The organism is Vibrio cionasavignyae (assembly GCF_050337155.1).
Lineage (GTDB): Bacteria > Pseudomonadota > Gammaproteobacteria > Enterobacterales > Vibrionaceae > Vibrio > Vibrio nomapromontoriensis.
The window spans coordinates 489,366-502,819 of record NZ_JAKJSR010000009.1; the positions used below are offsets into that span (position 1 = coordinate 489,366).

Annotated in this window: 14 protein-coding genes; 9 read left to right on the top strand and 5 right to left on the bottom strand. The window is 43.9% G+C overall.

Going from position 1 to position 13,454, the window contains the following annotated elements; all coding sequences use genetic code 11:
• From L4D74_RS02765 to L4D74_RS02775, 3 genes are all read left to right on the top strand, one after another.
• A complete protein-coding gene (locus L4D74_RS02765) occupies nucleotides 1-477 on the top strand; it encodes a transcription elongation factor (protein ID WP_265675805.1) in 477 nt (158 codons plus the stop codon).
• Nucleotides 478-525: 48 nt separating this feature from the next.
• On the top strand, nucleotides 526-1,275 hold the full coding sequence (locus L4D74_RS02770) for a YggN family protein (RefSeq protein ID WP_390902939.1): 750 nt from the start codon (nucleotides 526-528) through the stop codon (nucleotides 1,273-1,275).
• A 248-nt stretch (nucleotides 1,276-1,523) separates the two neighbouring features.
• On the top strand, nucleotides 1,524-2,903 hold the full coding sequence (locus L4D74_RS02775) for a sodium-dependent transporter (RefSeq protein WP_428750587.1): 1,380 nt from the start codon (nucleotides 1,524-1,526) through the stop codon (nucleotides 2,901-2,903).
• A 117-nt stretch (nucleotides 2,904-3,020) separates the two neighbouring features.
• Here the strand turns inward: L4D74_RS02775 and L4D74_RS02780 are convergent, their stop codons facing one another.
• From L4D74_RS02780 to L4D74_RS02790, 3 genes are all read right to left on the bottom strand, one after another.
• Nucleotides 3,021-3,212, bottom strand: a complete 192-nt coding sequence (locus tag L4D74_RS02780; protein ID WP_428750588.1) for a DUF4250 domain-containing protein — start codon at nucleotides 3,210-3,212, stop codon at nucleotides 3,021-3,023.
• A gap of 10 nt (nucleotides 3,213-3,222) precedes the next feature.
• Nucleotides 3,223-3,426, bottom strand: coding sequence for a YaeP family protein (locus tag L4D74_RS02785; protein ID WP_428750589.1), 204 nt, complete (start codon nucleotides 3,424-3,426; stop codon nucleotides 3,223-3,225).
• A gap of 148 nt (nucleotides 3,427-3,574) precedes the next feature.
• A complete protein-coding gene (locus L4D74_RS02790) occupies nucleotides 3,575-5,044 on the bottom strand; it encodes an aminoacyl-histidine dipeptidase (RefSeq protein WP_428750590.1) in 1,470 nt (489 codons plus the stop codon).
• A gap of 903 nt (nucleotides 5,045-5,947) precedes the next feature.
• On the opposite strand from L4D74_RS02790, the gene L4D74_RS02795 reads away from it, so the two are divergent.
• The 6 genes from L4D74_RS02795 (at nucleotide 5,948) to L4D74_RS02820 (ending at nucleotide 12,305) form a co-directional block, all read left to right on the top strand.
• Nucleotides 5,948-7,243, top strand: a complete 1,296-nt coding sequence (locus tag L4D74_RS02795; RefSeq protein WP_428750591.1) for an NCS2 family permease — start codon at nucleotides 5,948-5,950, stop codon at nucleotides 7,241-7,243.
• Nucleotides 7,244-7,280: 37 nt separating this feature from the next.
• Nucleotides 7,281-7,745 (top strand): xanthine phosphoribosyltransferase, encoded by a 465-nt coding sequence (gene gpt, locus L4D74_RS02800; protein WP_428750592.1) that lies wholly within the window; start codon nucleotides 7,281-7,283, stop codon nucleotides 7,743-7,745.
• 226 nt (nucleotides 7,746-7,971) lie between these two features.
• Complete coding sequence (gene frsA / locus L4D74_RS02805) at nucleotides 7,972-9,219, top strand: esterase FrsA (protein ID WP_428750593.1); 1,248 nt, start codon at nucleotides 7,972-7,974, stop codon at nucleotides 9,217-9,219.
• A 128-nt stretch (nucleotides 9,220-9,347) separates the two neighbouring features.
• Nucleotides 9,348-9,737 (top strand): sigma factor-binding protein Crl, encoded by a 390-nt coding sequence (gene crl, locus L4D74_RS02810; RefSeq protein WP_428750678.1) that lies wholly within the window; start codon nucleotides 9,348-9,350, stop codon nucleotides 9,735-9,737.
• A gap of 161 nt (nucleotides 9,738-9,898) precedes the next feature.
• Nucleotides 9,899-11,035 carry a glutamate 5-kinase gene (proB, locus tag L4D74_RS02815; protein ID WP_428750594.1) on the top strand — a complete coding sequence of 379 codons (1,137 nt, stop codon included), beginning with the start codon at nucleotides 9,899-9,901 and terminating at the stop codon, nucleotides 11,033-11,035.
• 19 nt (nucleotides 11,036-11,054) lie between these two features.
• Nucleotides 11,055-12,305: a glutamate-5-semialdehyde dehydrogenase gene (locus L4D74_RS02820; RefSeq protein ID WP_428750595.1), complete on the top strand. Its 1,251-nt coding sequence runs from the start codon at nucleotides 11,055-11,057 to the stop codon at nucleotides 12,303-12,305.
• A gap of 77 nt (nucleotides 12,306-12,382) precedes the next feature.
• Here L4D74_RS02820 and L4D74_RS02825 read toward each other — a convergent pair whose 3' ends face one another.
• Both L4D74_RS02825 and L4D74_RS02830 read right to left on the bottom strand, forming a co-directional pair.
• On the bottom strand, nucleotides 12,383-12,835 hold the full coding sequence (locus tag L4D74_RS02825; RefSeq protein ID WP_428750596.1) for a YaiI/YqxD family protein: 453 nt from the start codon (nucleotides 12,833-12,835) through the stop codon (nucleotides 12,383-12,385).
• The gene (locus L4D74_RS02830; RefSeq protein ID WP_428750679.1) at nucleotides 12,828-13,115 is read right to left on the bottom strand and encodes a hypothetical protein; all 288 of its coding nucleotides are present in this window, start codon (nucleotides 13,113-13,115) and stop codon (nucleotides 12,828-12,830) included. Before L4D74_RS02830 ends, L4D74_RS02825 begins: the two co-directional genes overlap by 8 nt.
• Nucleotides 13,116-13,454 lie beyond the last annotated feature (339 nt).

Consider the following 13,454-nt stretch of genomic DNA (forward strand, 5'->3'; position numbering starts at 1 on the left):
ATGAATAAAGCCGCCGTTGTCCAACAGGTCATTGTTGAGTTGGAACAAAAAATCACTACGCTATTGTCTGCAATGGAGCAGACCGTGGATGCTGCGACCAATGAGGAAACCATACCAGACAATAAATATGACACGCTTGCACTCGAAGCAGCGTATCTTGCTCATGGGCAGGCAATGCGATTAGAAGCAATAAAGAAAGACATAGCAACGCTAAGACATTTGGTTATTCGTACATTCGATCACGACACTCCAGTTGGTTTATCCGCTATGGTTGAGTTGGAAGACGACCAAGAAGTCCTAAGTCGTTATCTACTGTTACCTTGCGGTGGTGGCGTGTCAATCGTTGCCGAAGGGATAAGAGTTGTGACTCCAGAGTCGCCATTAGGACGCGCGTTAGTTGGAAGACTGTTAGATGATGAGATAGCCTTACAAGTTGGAGAGCGTGTGACCCATCATGTTATTGTGAATATTGTTTGAGCGTGTAAAGTCATTAGGAATGTGAAGGAATTGGCAATGATGAGTAAATTGAAGCACTTGTTGTTTGGGGTAGGGTTGTCGTTACTATCGACAGCGTCTTTGGCTTATGAGCAGTGTAAGCTTGATATCAAGAATGAAGTGCACCTTGACGGCAAACAAGTCGAAATCGTCAAGGCTGAAGGCTCGAAGGTGCTAATTGACGACAATAATGAATTGTTTATCAATGGTGAGAAAGTGGCGCTCGATAGGCTTCAACAAGAAGCGCTAGCAAGCTATCGGGAAAATATGAACAAGTATGTTCCTCAAGCTAAAGCACTGGCTGAGAACGGCTTAGCGCTAACGAATGACCTTATTGATGATGTTTCTGCAAGCTTCGATAATTCGGCAGCTTTTGATAGCGTCAAGACCGCGTTATCCGAGTTTTTTAAAGATATCGAATCTCGCTACCACCAAGACGGCAGCTTTGTTTTGAAGTCTGAGGCGTTCAGTTCGTTTACTAACAACTGGCAGCAGGATTATGAGAAAGCGAAAGAAGTGTTCAACAAAGAGTTTTTTAGTAGCGCGTTCACCGCGTTGCAAGAGAAAATGCAGCAAGAAGGTGGGTTAAACCTGACGGCACTTTCAGAGCAAATGGATGAGCTTAAAACACGACTTGCTGAGACAATGAACAACCAATCCGAAGTGATCAAGGAGCAAGCTGAAGATTACTGCGACTCTCTTAACGATGTGGCGACGGAAGAGCAAGAGCTACAGAAAAAAATTCCTCAGTTGAAAGACTATCAAGTATTCACTATTTAACGGTCTATAAAGCGGATTCGTTTTCGACATCCAAGCTGGCAGTGCTCGGCTTGGATGGCATTTTCATTGGGAGGTTCTCGCCACCACGTTCACATCGTGTTAGCTACGTTATTTGGGTTTACTTACCTAGAATAGAAGATATACAAATTAGTTTACCAATCTATTAGTTTATTACACTGCTTAATATTGCTTTACTAGACCAATTGAACTATTGTATCAGCCAACTAGTACGCAATGACTAATCAATAGTGAATAATACAACTTCTTCGTCGGCGACTGCCGCAACACCCCGTGAGCATTTTGGTTCAAAACTCGGTTTCATTCTTGCGGCAGCAGGGGCTGCTGTTGGTCTAGGCAACATTTGGGGTTTTCCAACGCAAGTTGCCAGTAATGGCGGAGGTGCGTTCCTTCTTGTTTATCTTGTGATGATTCTTGTCGTGGCGTTTCCAATGCTCGTCGTGGAAATGGCGATAGGGCGTCATGGACAAGCGAACCCAGTCGATAGCATGCGTTCGCTTTCTTCTAATCCTATGGCTAAAAAGCTAGGGGCATGTGTAGGCTGGGTTGGTCTTGCGGTTCCTTGTGCTGTATTAGCGTTTTACTCCATTGTAGGCGGCTGGTTAATCTGCTTTTTGATTGGCGCGGTCTTAGAAATTGTTGGTTACGCGTCGCTTGCTGATTGGTTTAAAGGGTTCAGTGTTGGACGTAATGTTTTTGGCACGATTGCATTTTACTTGCTGACTATCTTAATTGTACAAGGCGGTGTGAAACAGGGCATTGAAAAATGGTCAACTCGACTCATGCCATCCTTGTTTATTTTATTTGCTCTATTGTTTGTCTACATCATGATGCAACAAGGTGCGATGGAAGGGCTTAAACACTATCTGGTTCCGAATTTTGAAAAAGTTTGGGATAGAAAGTTGATTCTGGCTGCAATGGGGCAGGGCTTCTTTTCTTTGACTATTGGTGGTTGTTCCATGCTGATTTACGGCTCTTACCTTTCTAAGAAAGAAGATCTGCCGAAAATGGCAATGAATGTGACCTTAGTGGATACATCAGTGGCTTTTATTGCTGGATTAGTCGTGATGCCTGCGATGTTTGTTGCTATGCAAAAAGGGGTGCAAATATACGCGGAAGATGGGTCGCTAATCAGTTCAGATACCTTGGTATTTACGGTATTACCGTTAATGTTTGAGTCGTTAGGATTATTGGGCTTGGTATTCTCTGTCGTTTTCTTTTTACTGCTGACTATCGCAGCTTTAACATCGTCCATCTCTATGCTTGAATGTCCGGTTGCCTTGGTAGATGAGCGATTAAACACGGGTAGGAAGAAAACCAGCTGGGTGCTGGGAGCATTGATCGCTGCGTTCAGTATTTTTATTGTATTCAATTTCGGCGAATTATTTGGTTTAGTGGCGATGATCGCGACACAGTACCTACAGCCCATTGCTGCGCTAATGTTCTGTATTTTTGGTGGTTGGGTGTGGAGCCGGGCGAGTAAAGTGAAAGAGCTAGAACAAGGGTGCCCTGATTTTCAGCTTGGCTGGTTTGGTAAAGTATGGCCACTTTACGTGAAGTTTGTCTGTCCGGTATTGGTCGCGACGGTAATATGGGCCTCATTCGGCTAAGAAAATTTAAGTACGTCAAACGGATTGATTAAATAACGCCGACGATTATCGTCGGCGTTATTCTTATCTACGTTGTCATCTAAGATAGCTACATGGTTATCTAAAGTGTCCAAACGGTTATCTAAACTGTCCGATCTCTGCGAGATAATCAAAACCCGCTTGTGATAACTTCTCTATTAATGCTTGCTTATCTAAATCATGAGTCGCGCACAGTTCGTCAAGACTGCCGTTAAAGTCATCACGCAGCTTCATATTGATAATACTCATCAACATGACAGTATCCATGGTAGCAAAGTTCGCTAGATTCATTGGGTACCTTCTAATCGTCGAAATCAGAGATCAGTAAGTTAGCAGCAGCAAAGGCGGCTTTTTCTCTTACTTCTTCTGGCAGTGAATCGTCTGCTGCAATATCATTTAACGCTCGCACCGCGCACGACACTGCTTTTGGTATATAAGCTTGATCACCACTGCCTATTTGCGCATAAAGCTCTCTTACTCTCTCACAGCAACCATATACTTGCATGTTTAATTCTCTTCTAAATGATAATTTATCTCAATATACACAGGCTACTGAGAAAAAACAAAATTCCAGATTGACCTAAAACAAAAAAGCCGACGTTTTAAAAACGTCGGCTTAAAAGCTAATCAGCTTATCTTATAATGGGTAAGGATTAAGCCTTTTCAGGAATCGCTTCTAGCAGTGCGACCATTTGTTCCCAGAATAGAGCAACCGTGTCAATTTTCACTTTCTCATCAGGAGAGTGAGGGAATTTAATAGTTGGACCAAACGAGACCATATCCATATTCGGATATGGTTCTTTGAATAGACCACACTCAAGCCCAGCATGAATGACCATGATGTTTGGTTTGTGTCCGTAGATACCTTCGTACATGTCACGGAATATCGCCATAATGGCTGAATCCGGATCAGGCTTCCATCCAGGGTAGGCGCCAGAGAATTCGATGTTTGCACCAGCCAGTTCAGCAACAGACGTCAACATGCCTTCTACTTGAGAACGACCAGAGTCAATTAACGAACGAATGAGGCACAGTACCGTCACCGTGTTATGCTCTGTGGTGATAACACCAACGTTTAGTGATGTTTCTACAACACCTTCAATGTCATCACTCATGCGAATCACGCCGTTAGGGCAAGCGTTAAGCGCAGCAATAAAGCGAGCTTGTGACTGCGCTTCAAATACTTCGCTAATTTCAGTCGCTTCGTTAAACGTCACTAAACCAGTTTCAATAGCAGCAAGCTCTTGCTGAAGCAGGCTAGTGTACTGAGCAAATAGCGATTCGAGCTTAGCAACATTTTCTTCTGGTACCGCAAGGGACACAAAGCCTTCTCGTGGGATGGCATTACGCAGGCTACCGCCGCGGAATTCGATCAAGCGAGCATCGAGTTCTTTTGCGTGACCAGCAAGAAAACGCGCAAGTAGTTTATTGGCGTTACCACGACCAGTATGAATGTCACAACCGGAGTGACCACCTTTTAGACCTTTTAAGATAAGCTGGCGAGCAACATAACCGGTAGGCGCCGCTTCGCGAGTGATGTCAAATTGAATTGAACCGTCGATACCACCTGCGCAGCCCATGTAGACTTCGCCTTCTTGCTCTGAGTCGGTATTAAGGAGAATATCACCTTCTAACCAACCGGCTTCAAGACCAAATGCGCCTGTCATACCCGCTTCTTCGTCGATGGTTAGCAAGACTTCAAGTGGACCGTGTTTAATTTGGTCTGATGCCAGCACTGCAAGGCACGCCGCCATGCCCATACCATTATCAGCACCAAGTGTCGTGCCTTTGGCTGTCACCCATTCGCCATCGATGTATGGCTGAATTGGATCTTGAGTAAAGTCGTGATCCGTATCTTCATTTTTTTGAGGAACCATATCGATGTGAGCTTGAAGCACAACACCTTTTTTGTGTTCCATGCCTGCCGTAGCGGGCTTTTTAATGAACACGTTACCGGTTTTATCGCGCTTAACATCAAGGTTTTGCTCTTGAGCCCACTGGATGATGGTTTGCGCAAGCGCTTCTTCATGCTTTGATGGGTGAGGAATAGAACAAATTTTATCGAAAAACTGCCAAACCGGGCTTGGTGACAACTTGCTGATCTCAGAGTGGAATTCAGACACAGATCTCTCCTTTGTAGCGACTTTGCTAGATAGTTATTCCTAAGAAAGCACAAATGTCATTGTGATTCTCTGGTTTTCTAGCGAATTAAAGATGGGCAAAGGATACCATTAGTTGTAAACAGGGAGTAGTCATAGATAAGTAGTTTGATGTTGATGTAAAGAAAGTGTGCAGCCTCGAGGGTTAATAACCCATTTTGCTTCCTTTTGATATCTATCGATCTAATTTATGTAATAAACTTTCAGAATAGTGCGTTTGTATACAGATCTATCAATTAAATGTGATTTAAATCACGATATGCATTGTAATTAATCATCAGTATGGTATTCTTTTGGTCAGTTGATTAAGTTCAACACACCCGTTCAAGGATTGAACCCGAGTTATCGCCTCCAAGGAACCGAGATTCAACATTTAAATTAAGTTGTATTGTTTAAGGTGATATTTATGAAAGGTTTAGCAAGCGCGATGTTTTGGACAAGTAAAAATGTATACACACAAGACTTCGCCTACAGCGTCTACTTCGGTAGATAATAAAGTTTATACCCCTATATTTTAGAAATTATTGCTGGTTACCCCAATTGATGACCAAAATTTTTCTACCGCCACTCTATGAGTGGCGTTTTTTTTTGCCTGTAATCTCGCCCCTAGCTTTCTTTTGTCTTCTATAATACCAGTCGTTGTATGAAAAATGTGCAGTTGGTGCGAGTGTCATTCGGTTTGTTCACGATGATTTTATTGCTAACTGTCTCAATTTGTTACTATTGCATAGTTAATTGATTTCATATTAATGATCATTTATCTGCAATAGAGTGAAAATTCTAGGTGGAATTTGCGAATTGAACCCCTTATAATTCGCGCCAATCGTTTACGCAACCGTTTACTTTTTACTCTTTAGGGATTCGAACATGCTCGAAAGGCTATTTAAACTCAGTGAAAATGGCACGAATGTGCGCACTGAGATCATTGCTGGACTTACTACCTTCCTGACAATGGCTTACATTATTTTTGTAAACCCAGCTATTTTAGCTGATGCAGGAATGGATCGTGATGCTGTTTTTGTAGCAACCTGTTTGGCGGCGGCTATTGGCTGTTTCATCATGGGTTTTGTTGCAAACTATCCTATTGCACAAGCACCTGGTATGGGCTTGAATGCATTTTTTACTTATGCGGTTGTTCTTGGAATGGGCCACACGTGGCAAGTGGCACTTGCGGCAGTATTCTGCTCGGGCGTTTTGTTCATTCTATTGAGTGTATTTAAGATTCGTGAATGGATCATCAATTCTATTCCAATGTCGCTGCGTACTGGTATTTCAGCGGGTATTGGCTTATTCCTAGCGCTGATTGCCTTGAAAAACTCTGGCATTGTCGTCGATAACCCAGCAACACTGGTTTCAATGGGGGCGATCACGTCACTGCCTGCTGTTTTAGCGGCCTTTGGTTTCTTCCTAACGATTGCTCTTGTACATCGTGGCCTAAAAGGCGCAGTGATGATCGCTATCCTTTCGGTAACGGCGTTAGGTATCATTTTTGGTGATGTTCAATGGCATGGCATTATGTCTACGCCACCAAGCATTGCACCTACGTTCTTACAGCTTGATTTCTCACATATGTTTGAGATTGGCATGATTTCCGTGGTCTTCGCGTTCTTGTTTGTTGACCTATTTGACACGGCTGGCACGCTAGTAGGCGTTGCTCAAAAAGCAGACCTTATTGGGAAAGACGGAAAAATTCCGCGTCTAAATAAAGCACTACTTGCTGACTCTACTGCTACGTCGGTTGGTGCTCTGCTTGGTACATCAAACACTACATCATTTGTAGAAAGTACGGCAGGTGTTGCAGTTGGTGGTCGAACAGGATTAACTGCCGTTGTTGTTGGCATTTTGTTTATACTTGCATTATTCTTCTCGCCTTTAGCTGGTATGATTCCCGCTTACGCGACGGCTGGCGCGCTATTCTATGTTGCAATTCTGATGATGTCAGGGTTAGTAAGCATCGATTGGCGTGACCTTACAGAAGCCGCACCGGTTGTGGTGACTTGCTTGGTGATGCCTTTTACCTTCTCTATTGCAGAAGGTATCTCTTTGGGCTTTATTTCTTACGCTGCAATTAAATTGTTCAGCGGCAAAGGCCGCGACGTTTCAGTTAGTGTTTGGGTGATGGCGGCAATTTTCATCATTAAGTATGTCCTTGAAGCAGCATAATTGGCTCATTCGATCTTATATAATTTAGGTTTTTACTATGTCTAACAAATTCATCATCACATGGGACAATATGCACGCATATTGCCGTCAACTTGCTGAGCTTCAAATGCCGGCAGAACAGTGGAAAGGCATCATCGGTGTAAGCCGTGGTGGTTTGGTTCCTGCTGCGATTCTAGCTCGTGAACTGGGTATTCGTTTTGTTGATACGGTATGTATTTCTAGCTACGATCACGACCATCAACGTGATATGACAGTACTGAAAGCACCTGAACACGATGGTGAAGGTTTCTTGATCATCGACGATCTCGTCGACAGTGGCGATACCGCTCGTAAAATTCGTGAAATGTACCCAAAAGCGAAGTTGATTACCGTTTGTGCAAAGCCTGCTGGTATTGATCTTGTTGACGAGTATATTGTTGATATTCCTCAAGACACGTGGATTGAGCAGCCTTGGGATATGGTTCTATCTTATGTAGAGCCTGTGAATCGCAAGCAAAAATAACGATTTCAATCGTATATTGAGAGAGCCCACATGAAAATGTGGGCTTTTTTTGTACCTCGAGTTTTTGTAGCCAGAGTTTTTATAGCTAAAGTTTTAAAGCTAACGTTTTTATAGCTAGAGTTTGCGGCGAGTTATGTGCAGTTTGTAGCTTGTCGATGTAAAAGAACTGAACCCAAACGGTTTTTTGATTACTATAGGATGTGAACGATATTAGTAAGGTCATCGTATGTCTGAAGAAGTCAGTAAAAATATCTCCGAAACCTTGTTTGAAAAGAATAAGCAGGCGAAAGAGACCTCTCGCCTTATGAGGTATATGCCAAGTAGTGAGAAAATTCTTGAGGAGAAGCGAGAGCTGATGCCAAGGGCTTGGTATCGAAACTTGCTACGGTTGCAGTGGGTTTGGCAAGGTATTGATCCTATTGAACAAGAGAGAATTCTTGCTCGTATTGCTTCTTCTGATCACTCTCGTACGGTGGATGAGTGGCTAGACACGGTGATGGGATACCATAGTGGAAACTGGAACTATGAGTGGACTAAATTGGGCATGCTGCACCAAAAACAGGCGAATGATCTCGATGGTGACGCGTCAGCTGAGCAGCTTTTTACCGCGTCATTGTGTTTTAGTATTGCTGGTTATCCACACTTAAAAAATGACAACTTGGCGCTTCAAGCGCAGGTGCTTGCCAACACGGCTTATAATGAAGCCGCCAAACGAACAAGTCATATTATCAAGCAACTTGAAATCCCGTATAAGAATAAGCGCATCGTCGCCAATCTTCATTTACCGAGTACTGATAAGCCTCAGCCTGTGGTAATCGTGAGTGCAGGATTAGACTCATTACAAACGGATATGTGGCGCTTGTACCGTGATTATCTCGCGCCTGCGGGTATTGCTATGTTGACGGTTGATATGCCCTCTATTGGTCACAGCGCTCGTTGGCCACTGAGTGAAGACAGCTCCTGTTTGCATCAAGCGGTACTCAATGAATTGCCAAATATTCCTTGGGTCGATCATTTTAAGGTCGGTTTGCTTGGGTTCCGATTTGGCGGTAACGCAATGGTACGGTTATCGTTTTTAGAGCCCTATAAAATTAAGGGCTGCGTTTCTCTCGGCGCCCCGATACACGACGTGTTAACCAAACCCGAAAAAATCAGGCAGATGCCTAAGATGTATTTGGACATGTTGGCATCGCGCTTGGGCAAAGATATCGTCGATATAAACAGTCTATCGGGTCAGCTCATGGCTTGGTCATTAAAAGTACAAGGTTTTTTGACGTCTCGCCGCACGCGAGTGCCTATTCTCGCGATGAGCTTAGAAGGCGATATGGTTTCGCCAATCTCTGACAATCGTCTTGTCGCGATGTTTAGTGACTATGGTAAAGCGAAGCAGATCCCAGCAAAAGGGATCGCCAAAGGGTATGAGCAATCGCTAGAAATGGCGATAAAGTGGTTAGAAGATGAACTTTTCAGGTGACATTTGTGTGTATTTAGTTAAATATGAAATGACTGTGTAACCAAGCCTCTGATAAAAGTATAAATAAATCATCAGTTGTAGAGTTATGTGGTCTAAATCGTATTTTTACATTGAAACGGAGTTTCATGATGTCAGAAGAGGCAAAAAAACCCACACATTACCGTTTGGTAGCGGCACTAAAAGCCATTGGTCCCTACTTGAGAGAGCCATTGTGTAAAGAAGGAGCCTACCATTTTGACTGCTTGTCGGTTTGTGTGGATGATAGCAAATCTCCCGAAGACCGCGAGTTTTGGGGCTGGTGGTTAGATTTATCGATAGATGATGCAAAATTAGAAGCTACGTACCAGATTGGCCGTTATAACCAAGTGGGTGAATGGGTACTTGAATCTGCCCCAAAAGCAGCAACGGCAGAGATTACTCGGACTCAAGAAGTCTTTCATGAAAAGTTGACGAAAGTACTAAGTGAAAAGTTCAAGCTTTGCGTTGAGATTCATGACGATTCGGTTGAGTTTGTGTAAGTAGAGCTAATATTGCAACTAGGTAGCCTTAGAGACCATCTGAGGCTATTTTTATCATTTATCGACACCTGTTTCCCTGCCTAACCAGTTTTTACTTGTACAATTGATGTTTGATTGCTAAAACATCACTCCTATTAAATTTTCATATCAAGCTCAAAGAAATGGCAACTGAAATCAATTCTGGAACGACCAATAAACAAACCGTTGTGGTGAAGTTGGGAACAAGTGTTCTTACGGGTGGCTCACTCGCGTTAAATAAAGCGCATATGGTGGAGTTAGTTAGACAATGCGCTGAGTTAAAAAAACTTGGTCATTCTGTCGTGATTGTTTCGTCTGGCGCGATCGCGGCTGGTCGTGAACATCTTGATTACCCCGCACTTCCCAATTCAATGGCGAGTAAGCAACTGCTTGCTGCGGTTGGTCAAAGCCAATTGATCCAAGTATGGGAGTCCTTATTTGCAATCTATGGCCTAAAAATAGGGCAGATGCTCCTAACTCGTGCCGATCTTGATGATCGTGAGCGTTTTCTTAACGCACGCGATACGATTAATGCCCTGGTTGATCACGACATTATCCCTATTGTGAATGAAAATGATGCGGTAGCGACGACAGAAATCAAAGTCGGCGATAACGACAATTTATCTGCTTTGGTCGGTATTCTCTGCGGTGCGGATAAATTGCTGCTGCTGACTGACCAGCGTGGCTTATTTACCGCAGACCCTCGTAAAGATCCAAACGCCGAGTTGATACGAGAAGTCACGACGATTGATGAAACGCTGCGAAAAATCGCTGGTGGTAGTGGCACCACGCTGGGTACAGGCGGCATGGCTACAAAATTACAGGCGGCTGATATCGCTCGACGTGCTGGTATAGAAGTTATCATCGCTGCAGGCAGTGCAGAGAATGTCATTTTTGACGCTTTATCAGAGCAGCCGCAAGGGACGCGTTTCTTGCCACTTGCAGAAGCGCTAGAAAACCGCAAACGTTGGATTTTAGCCGGCCCAGCTGCAACGGGTGATATTATCATTGATAAAGGCGCAGTGAATGCGGTAATTGGCAAGGGAAGCAGTCTATTGGCGAAAGGTGTCGTTAGCGTTTCTGGTCATTTTAGCCGCGGTGACGTGGTTCGCGTGACCACCTTAGATGGTGCTCTTATTGCTAGAGGTATTTGCGGTTATTCTGATAGTGACTTGGCTAAGATCTCGGGTAAACACAGCAATGAAATATCTGCAGTACTTGGTTATGACTATGGCTCAGAAGTGATTCACCGTGACGACATGGTTGTCATTCAAGATTAAGAATTCAAAAGGATAAATTATGGACATGATCCAAATGGGTCGCGATGCAAAACAAGCAAGTTTTGCACTGGCAACAGCATCGACGGCACAGAAAAATCAGGCATTGCATATTATCGCTGATGAACTTGAGGCGAACTTGCCTGCTATCTTGGCTGCGAATGCCATCGATATCAATCTAGGAAGAGAAGCTGGACTGACGGAAGCGTTACTTGATCGCTTATTGCTCAATGAGCAGCGATTAAAAGGCATTGCCGATGACGTTCGTAACGTTATCACTCTCAATGACCCTGTTGGCAGTGAGATGGACAGTAAAGTCTTAGAAAATGGCATGAGCTTATCTCGTCGTCGCGTGCCTCTTGGTGTTGTAGGTGTTATCTACGAAGCGCGCCCTAATGTGACCATTGATATTGCTGCATTGTGTTTAAAAACGGGCAACGCGAGTATTTTACGTGGCGGAAAAGAAACCTTTCACTCCAATATGGAACTAGTGAAAGTGATTCAATCAGCGTTGGCAAAAGCTGGGCTGCCTGCTGCGTCCGTTCAATATATTGAAAAACCTGATCGTGAGTTGGTTTCACAGTTACTAAAGCTTGATGACTATGTTGATATGATCATCCCTCGCGGCGGGGCGGGTCTACACAAAATGTGTAAAGAGAACAGTAATATACCTGTGATCATCGGCGGATTTGGTATTAGTCATATCTTTGTTGATGAAACGGCCGATCTGAAGCGCTCGATGGATGTGGTAGAAAATGCCAAAGTACAGCGTCCTTCAGCGTGCAACTCACTCGATACCTTGTTGGTACATGAAAAGGTAGCGTCAGAGTTTTTAGCGGCACTCTCACAGCGTATTCAGGGTAAAGTGGCACTCGTTGCTGAACCTAAGGCTCTTGCCATTCTGGATGGTGCTGATGATTTACGCGCGGCGCAAGAAGGTGACTTTGATACTGAGTGGCTCAGCTATACGCTTGGTGTGAAGGTGGTTGCTGATGTTGATGAAGCGATTGACCATATGCGAATTCATAATGCTAGCCATTCTGATGCCATCATGACCAATAGCTTGGCGAGCGCAGAGAAGTTTATTAACTCGGTGGGCTCGGCGGCAGTGTATGTGAATGCATCGACACGCTTTACCGATGGTGCGCAATTTGGTTTAGGGGCGGAAGTTGCTGTGTCGACACAGAAACTTCATGCTCGTGGCCCTATGGGCTTAGAAGAATTGACCAGTTATAAATGGGTCGGAAAAGCCGATTACCTTGCAAGGCCGTAACGAGTCTTCACGTAATACAAAGAAAAGGCGCAGAATACTGCGCCTTTTTTAATGCTTTGAATTGATAACAGATAAGCTTAACGCTTCGCCTTAGCCAAAAAACGGTCCAAATTATTGGCAAATTCCCGTCTTTCTGTTTGGCCTAACGGAGCGGGTCCTCCGGTTTGAATACCACTAGAGCGCATGGTATCCATGAAATCACGAATGTTAAGCCGTGCCTTAATGGTTTCTTTGGTGTAGAGCTCACCACGAGGGCTTAGCGCTAAAGCATTCTTGGTGATCACTTCATCTGCTAATGGGATGTCGGACGTAATGACCAAATCACCCGCTTCAACGCGTTTAACGATTTCATTGTCGGCAATATCAAAACCTGCGGGTACCGTGATTGAATGAATGTTGTCGCGTTTTGGCACGGGCACGGTGTGGTTGGCGACAAACGTGCAGGTAAGTCCGGTTCTTTCTGCGGCGCGGCAAAGTGTTTCACGAATCACTTTTGGACATGCATCGGCGTCTACCCAAATCTTAACCATCTGTATTTTCCAGTTTTTCTAGTCTTGTTATTAGCAATTGCACCTGAGCTTCTAAGGCCGTAATTCGTGCTTCTTGGGAAAGTGAACTGTTGTCTGCAGCAACTTCTATTTTAGGAACGTGCTGATTCGCTTTCCATGATTTAATGACAGTGATGAGAGCCGGCATTGGAACTTTTGTCGATAGTCTGCCTTTGACCAAAGCGACGGTTGGCTCCTTTCCTTCCTCGTGCAAACTTGTGAGGACCGCATGAATCTCAGTAGAAACATCTTTGGTTAACATCATTTTTATCCATTAAATAGGTCATCTTTGAATAGTACATTTGAATAGCGTGAGGGTACAGCTTAACAAGTTGTGAAGCTCACCACGGATGCTGGTCTGTGTTGAGGGATTGAGAACGGGTAAAGTGGAAATAGCGCGTGAGAGATCTCTCACGTGAGCTGTAAGATAAAGAGAAAAATACCTGGTTTTTATCTGTGTTGTTTTAATTAACTTGTTGATTATTATCGTTTATGTCGTTTATCTCTTTTCTTTTTTAAAATAGTTTTATCGCCAGTATATTGTCTCAAGGCTGAAATCGGGTAAATTAGAACTTGTCGGAAGGATGCTGACACGGAACAG

Bases quoted from the DNA above. Each gene is read 5' to 3' on its own strand.
- L4D74_RS02785 (WP_428750589.1), bottom strand. From the start codon at position 3,426: ATGCAAGTATATGGTTGCTGTGAGAGAGTAAGAGAGCTTTATGCGCAA.
- L4D74_RS02780 (WP_428750588.1), bottom strand. From the start codon at position 3,212: ATGAATCTAGCGAACTTTGCTACCATGGATACTGTCATGTTGATGAGT.
- L4D74_RS02825 (WP_428750596.1), bottom strand. From the start codon at position 12,835: ATGGTTAAGATTTGGGTAGACGCCGATGCATGTCCAAAAGTGATTCGT.
- L4D74_RS02795 (WP_428750591.1), top strand. From the start codon at position 5,948: ATGCTCGAAAGGCTATTTAAACTCAGTGAAAATGGCACGAATGTGCGC.
- L4D74_RS02820 (WP_428750595.1), top strand. From the start codon at position 11,055: ATGGACATGATCCAAATGGGTCGCGATGCAAAACAAGCAAGTTTTGCA.
- gpt (WP_428750592.1), top strand. From the start codon at position 7,281: ATGTCTAACAAATTCATCATCACATGGGACAATATGCACGCATATTGC.
- proB (WP_428750594.1), top strand. From the start codon at position 9,899: ATGGCAACTGAAATCAATTCTGGAACGACCAATAAACAAACCGTTGTG.
- frsA (WP_428750593.1), top strand. From the start codon at position 7,972: ATGTCTGAAGAAGTCAGTAAAAATATCTCCGAAACCTTGTTTGAAAAG.
- L4D74_RS02830 (WP_428750679.1), bottom strand. From the start codon at position 13,115: ATGTTAACCAAAGATGTTTCTACTGAGATTCATGCGGTCCTCACAAGT.
- crl (WP_428750678.1), top strand. From the start codon at position 9,348: ATGTCAGAAGAGGCAAAAAAACCCACACATTACCGTTTGGTAGCGGCA.
- L4D74_RS02765 (WP_265675805.1), top strand. From the start codon at position 1: ATGAATAAAGCCGCCGTTGTCCAACAGGTCATTGTTGAGTTGGAACAA.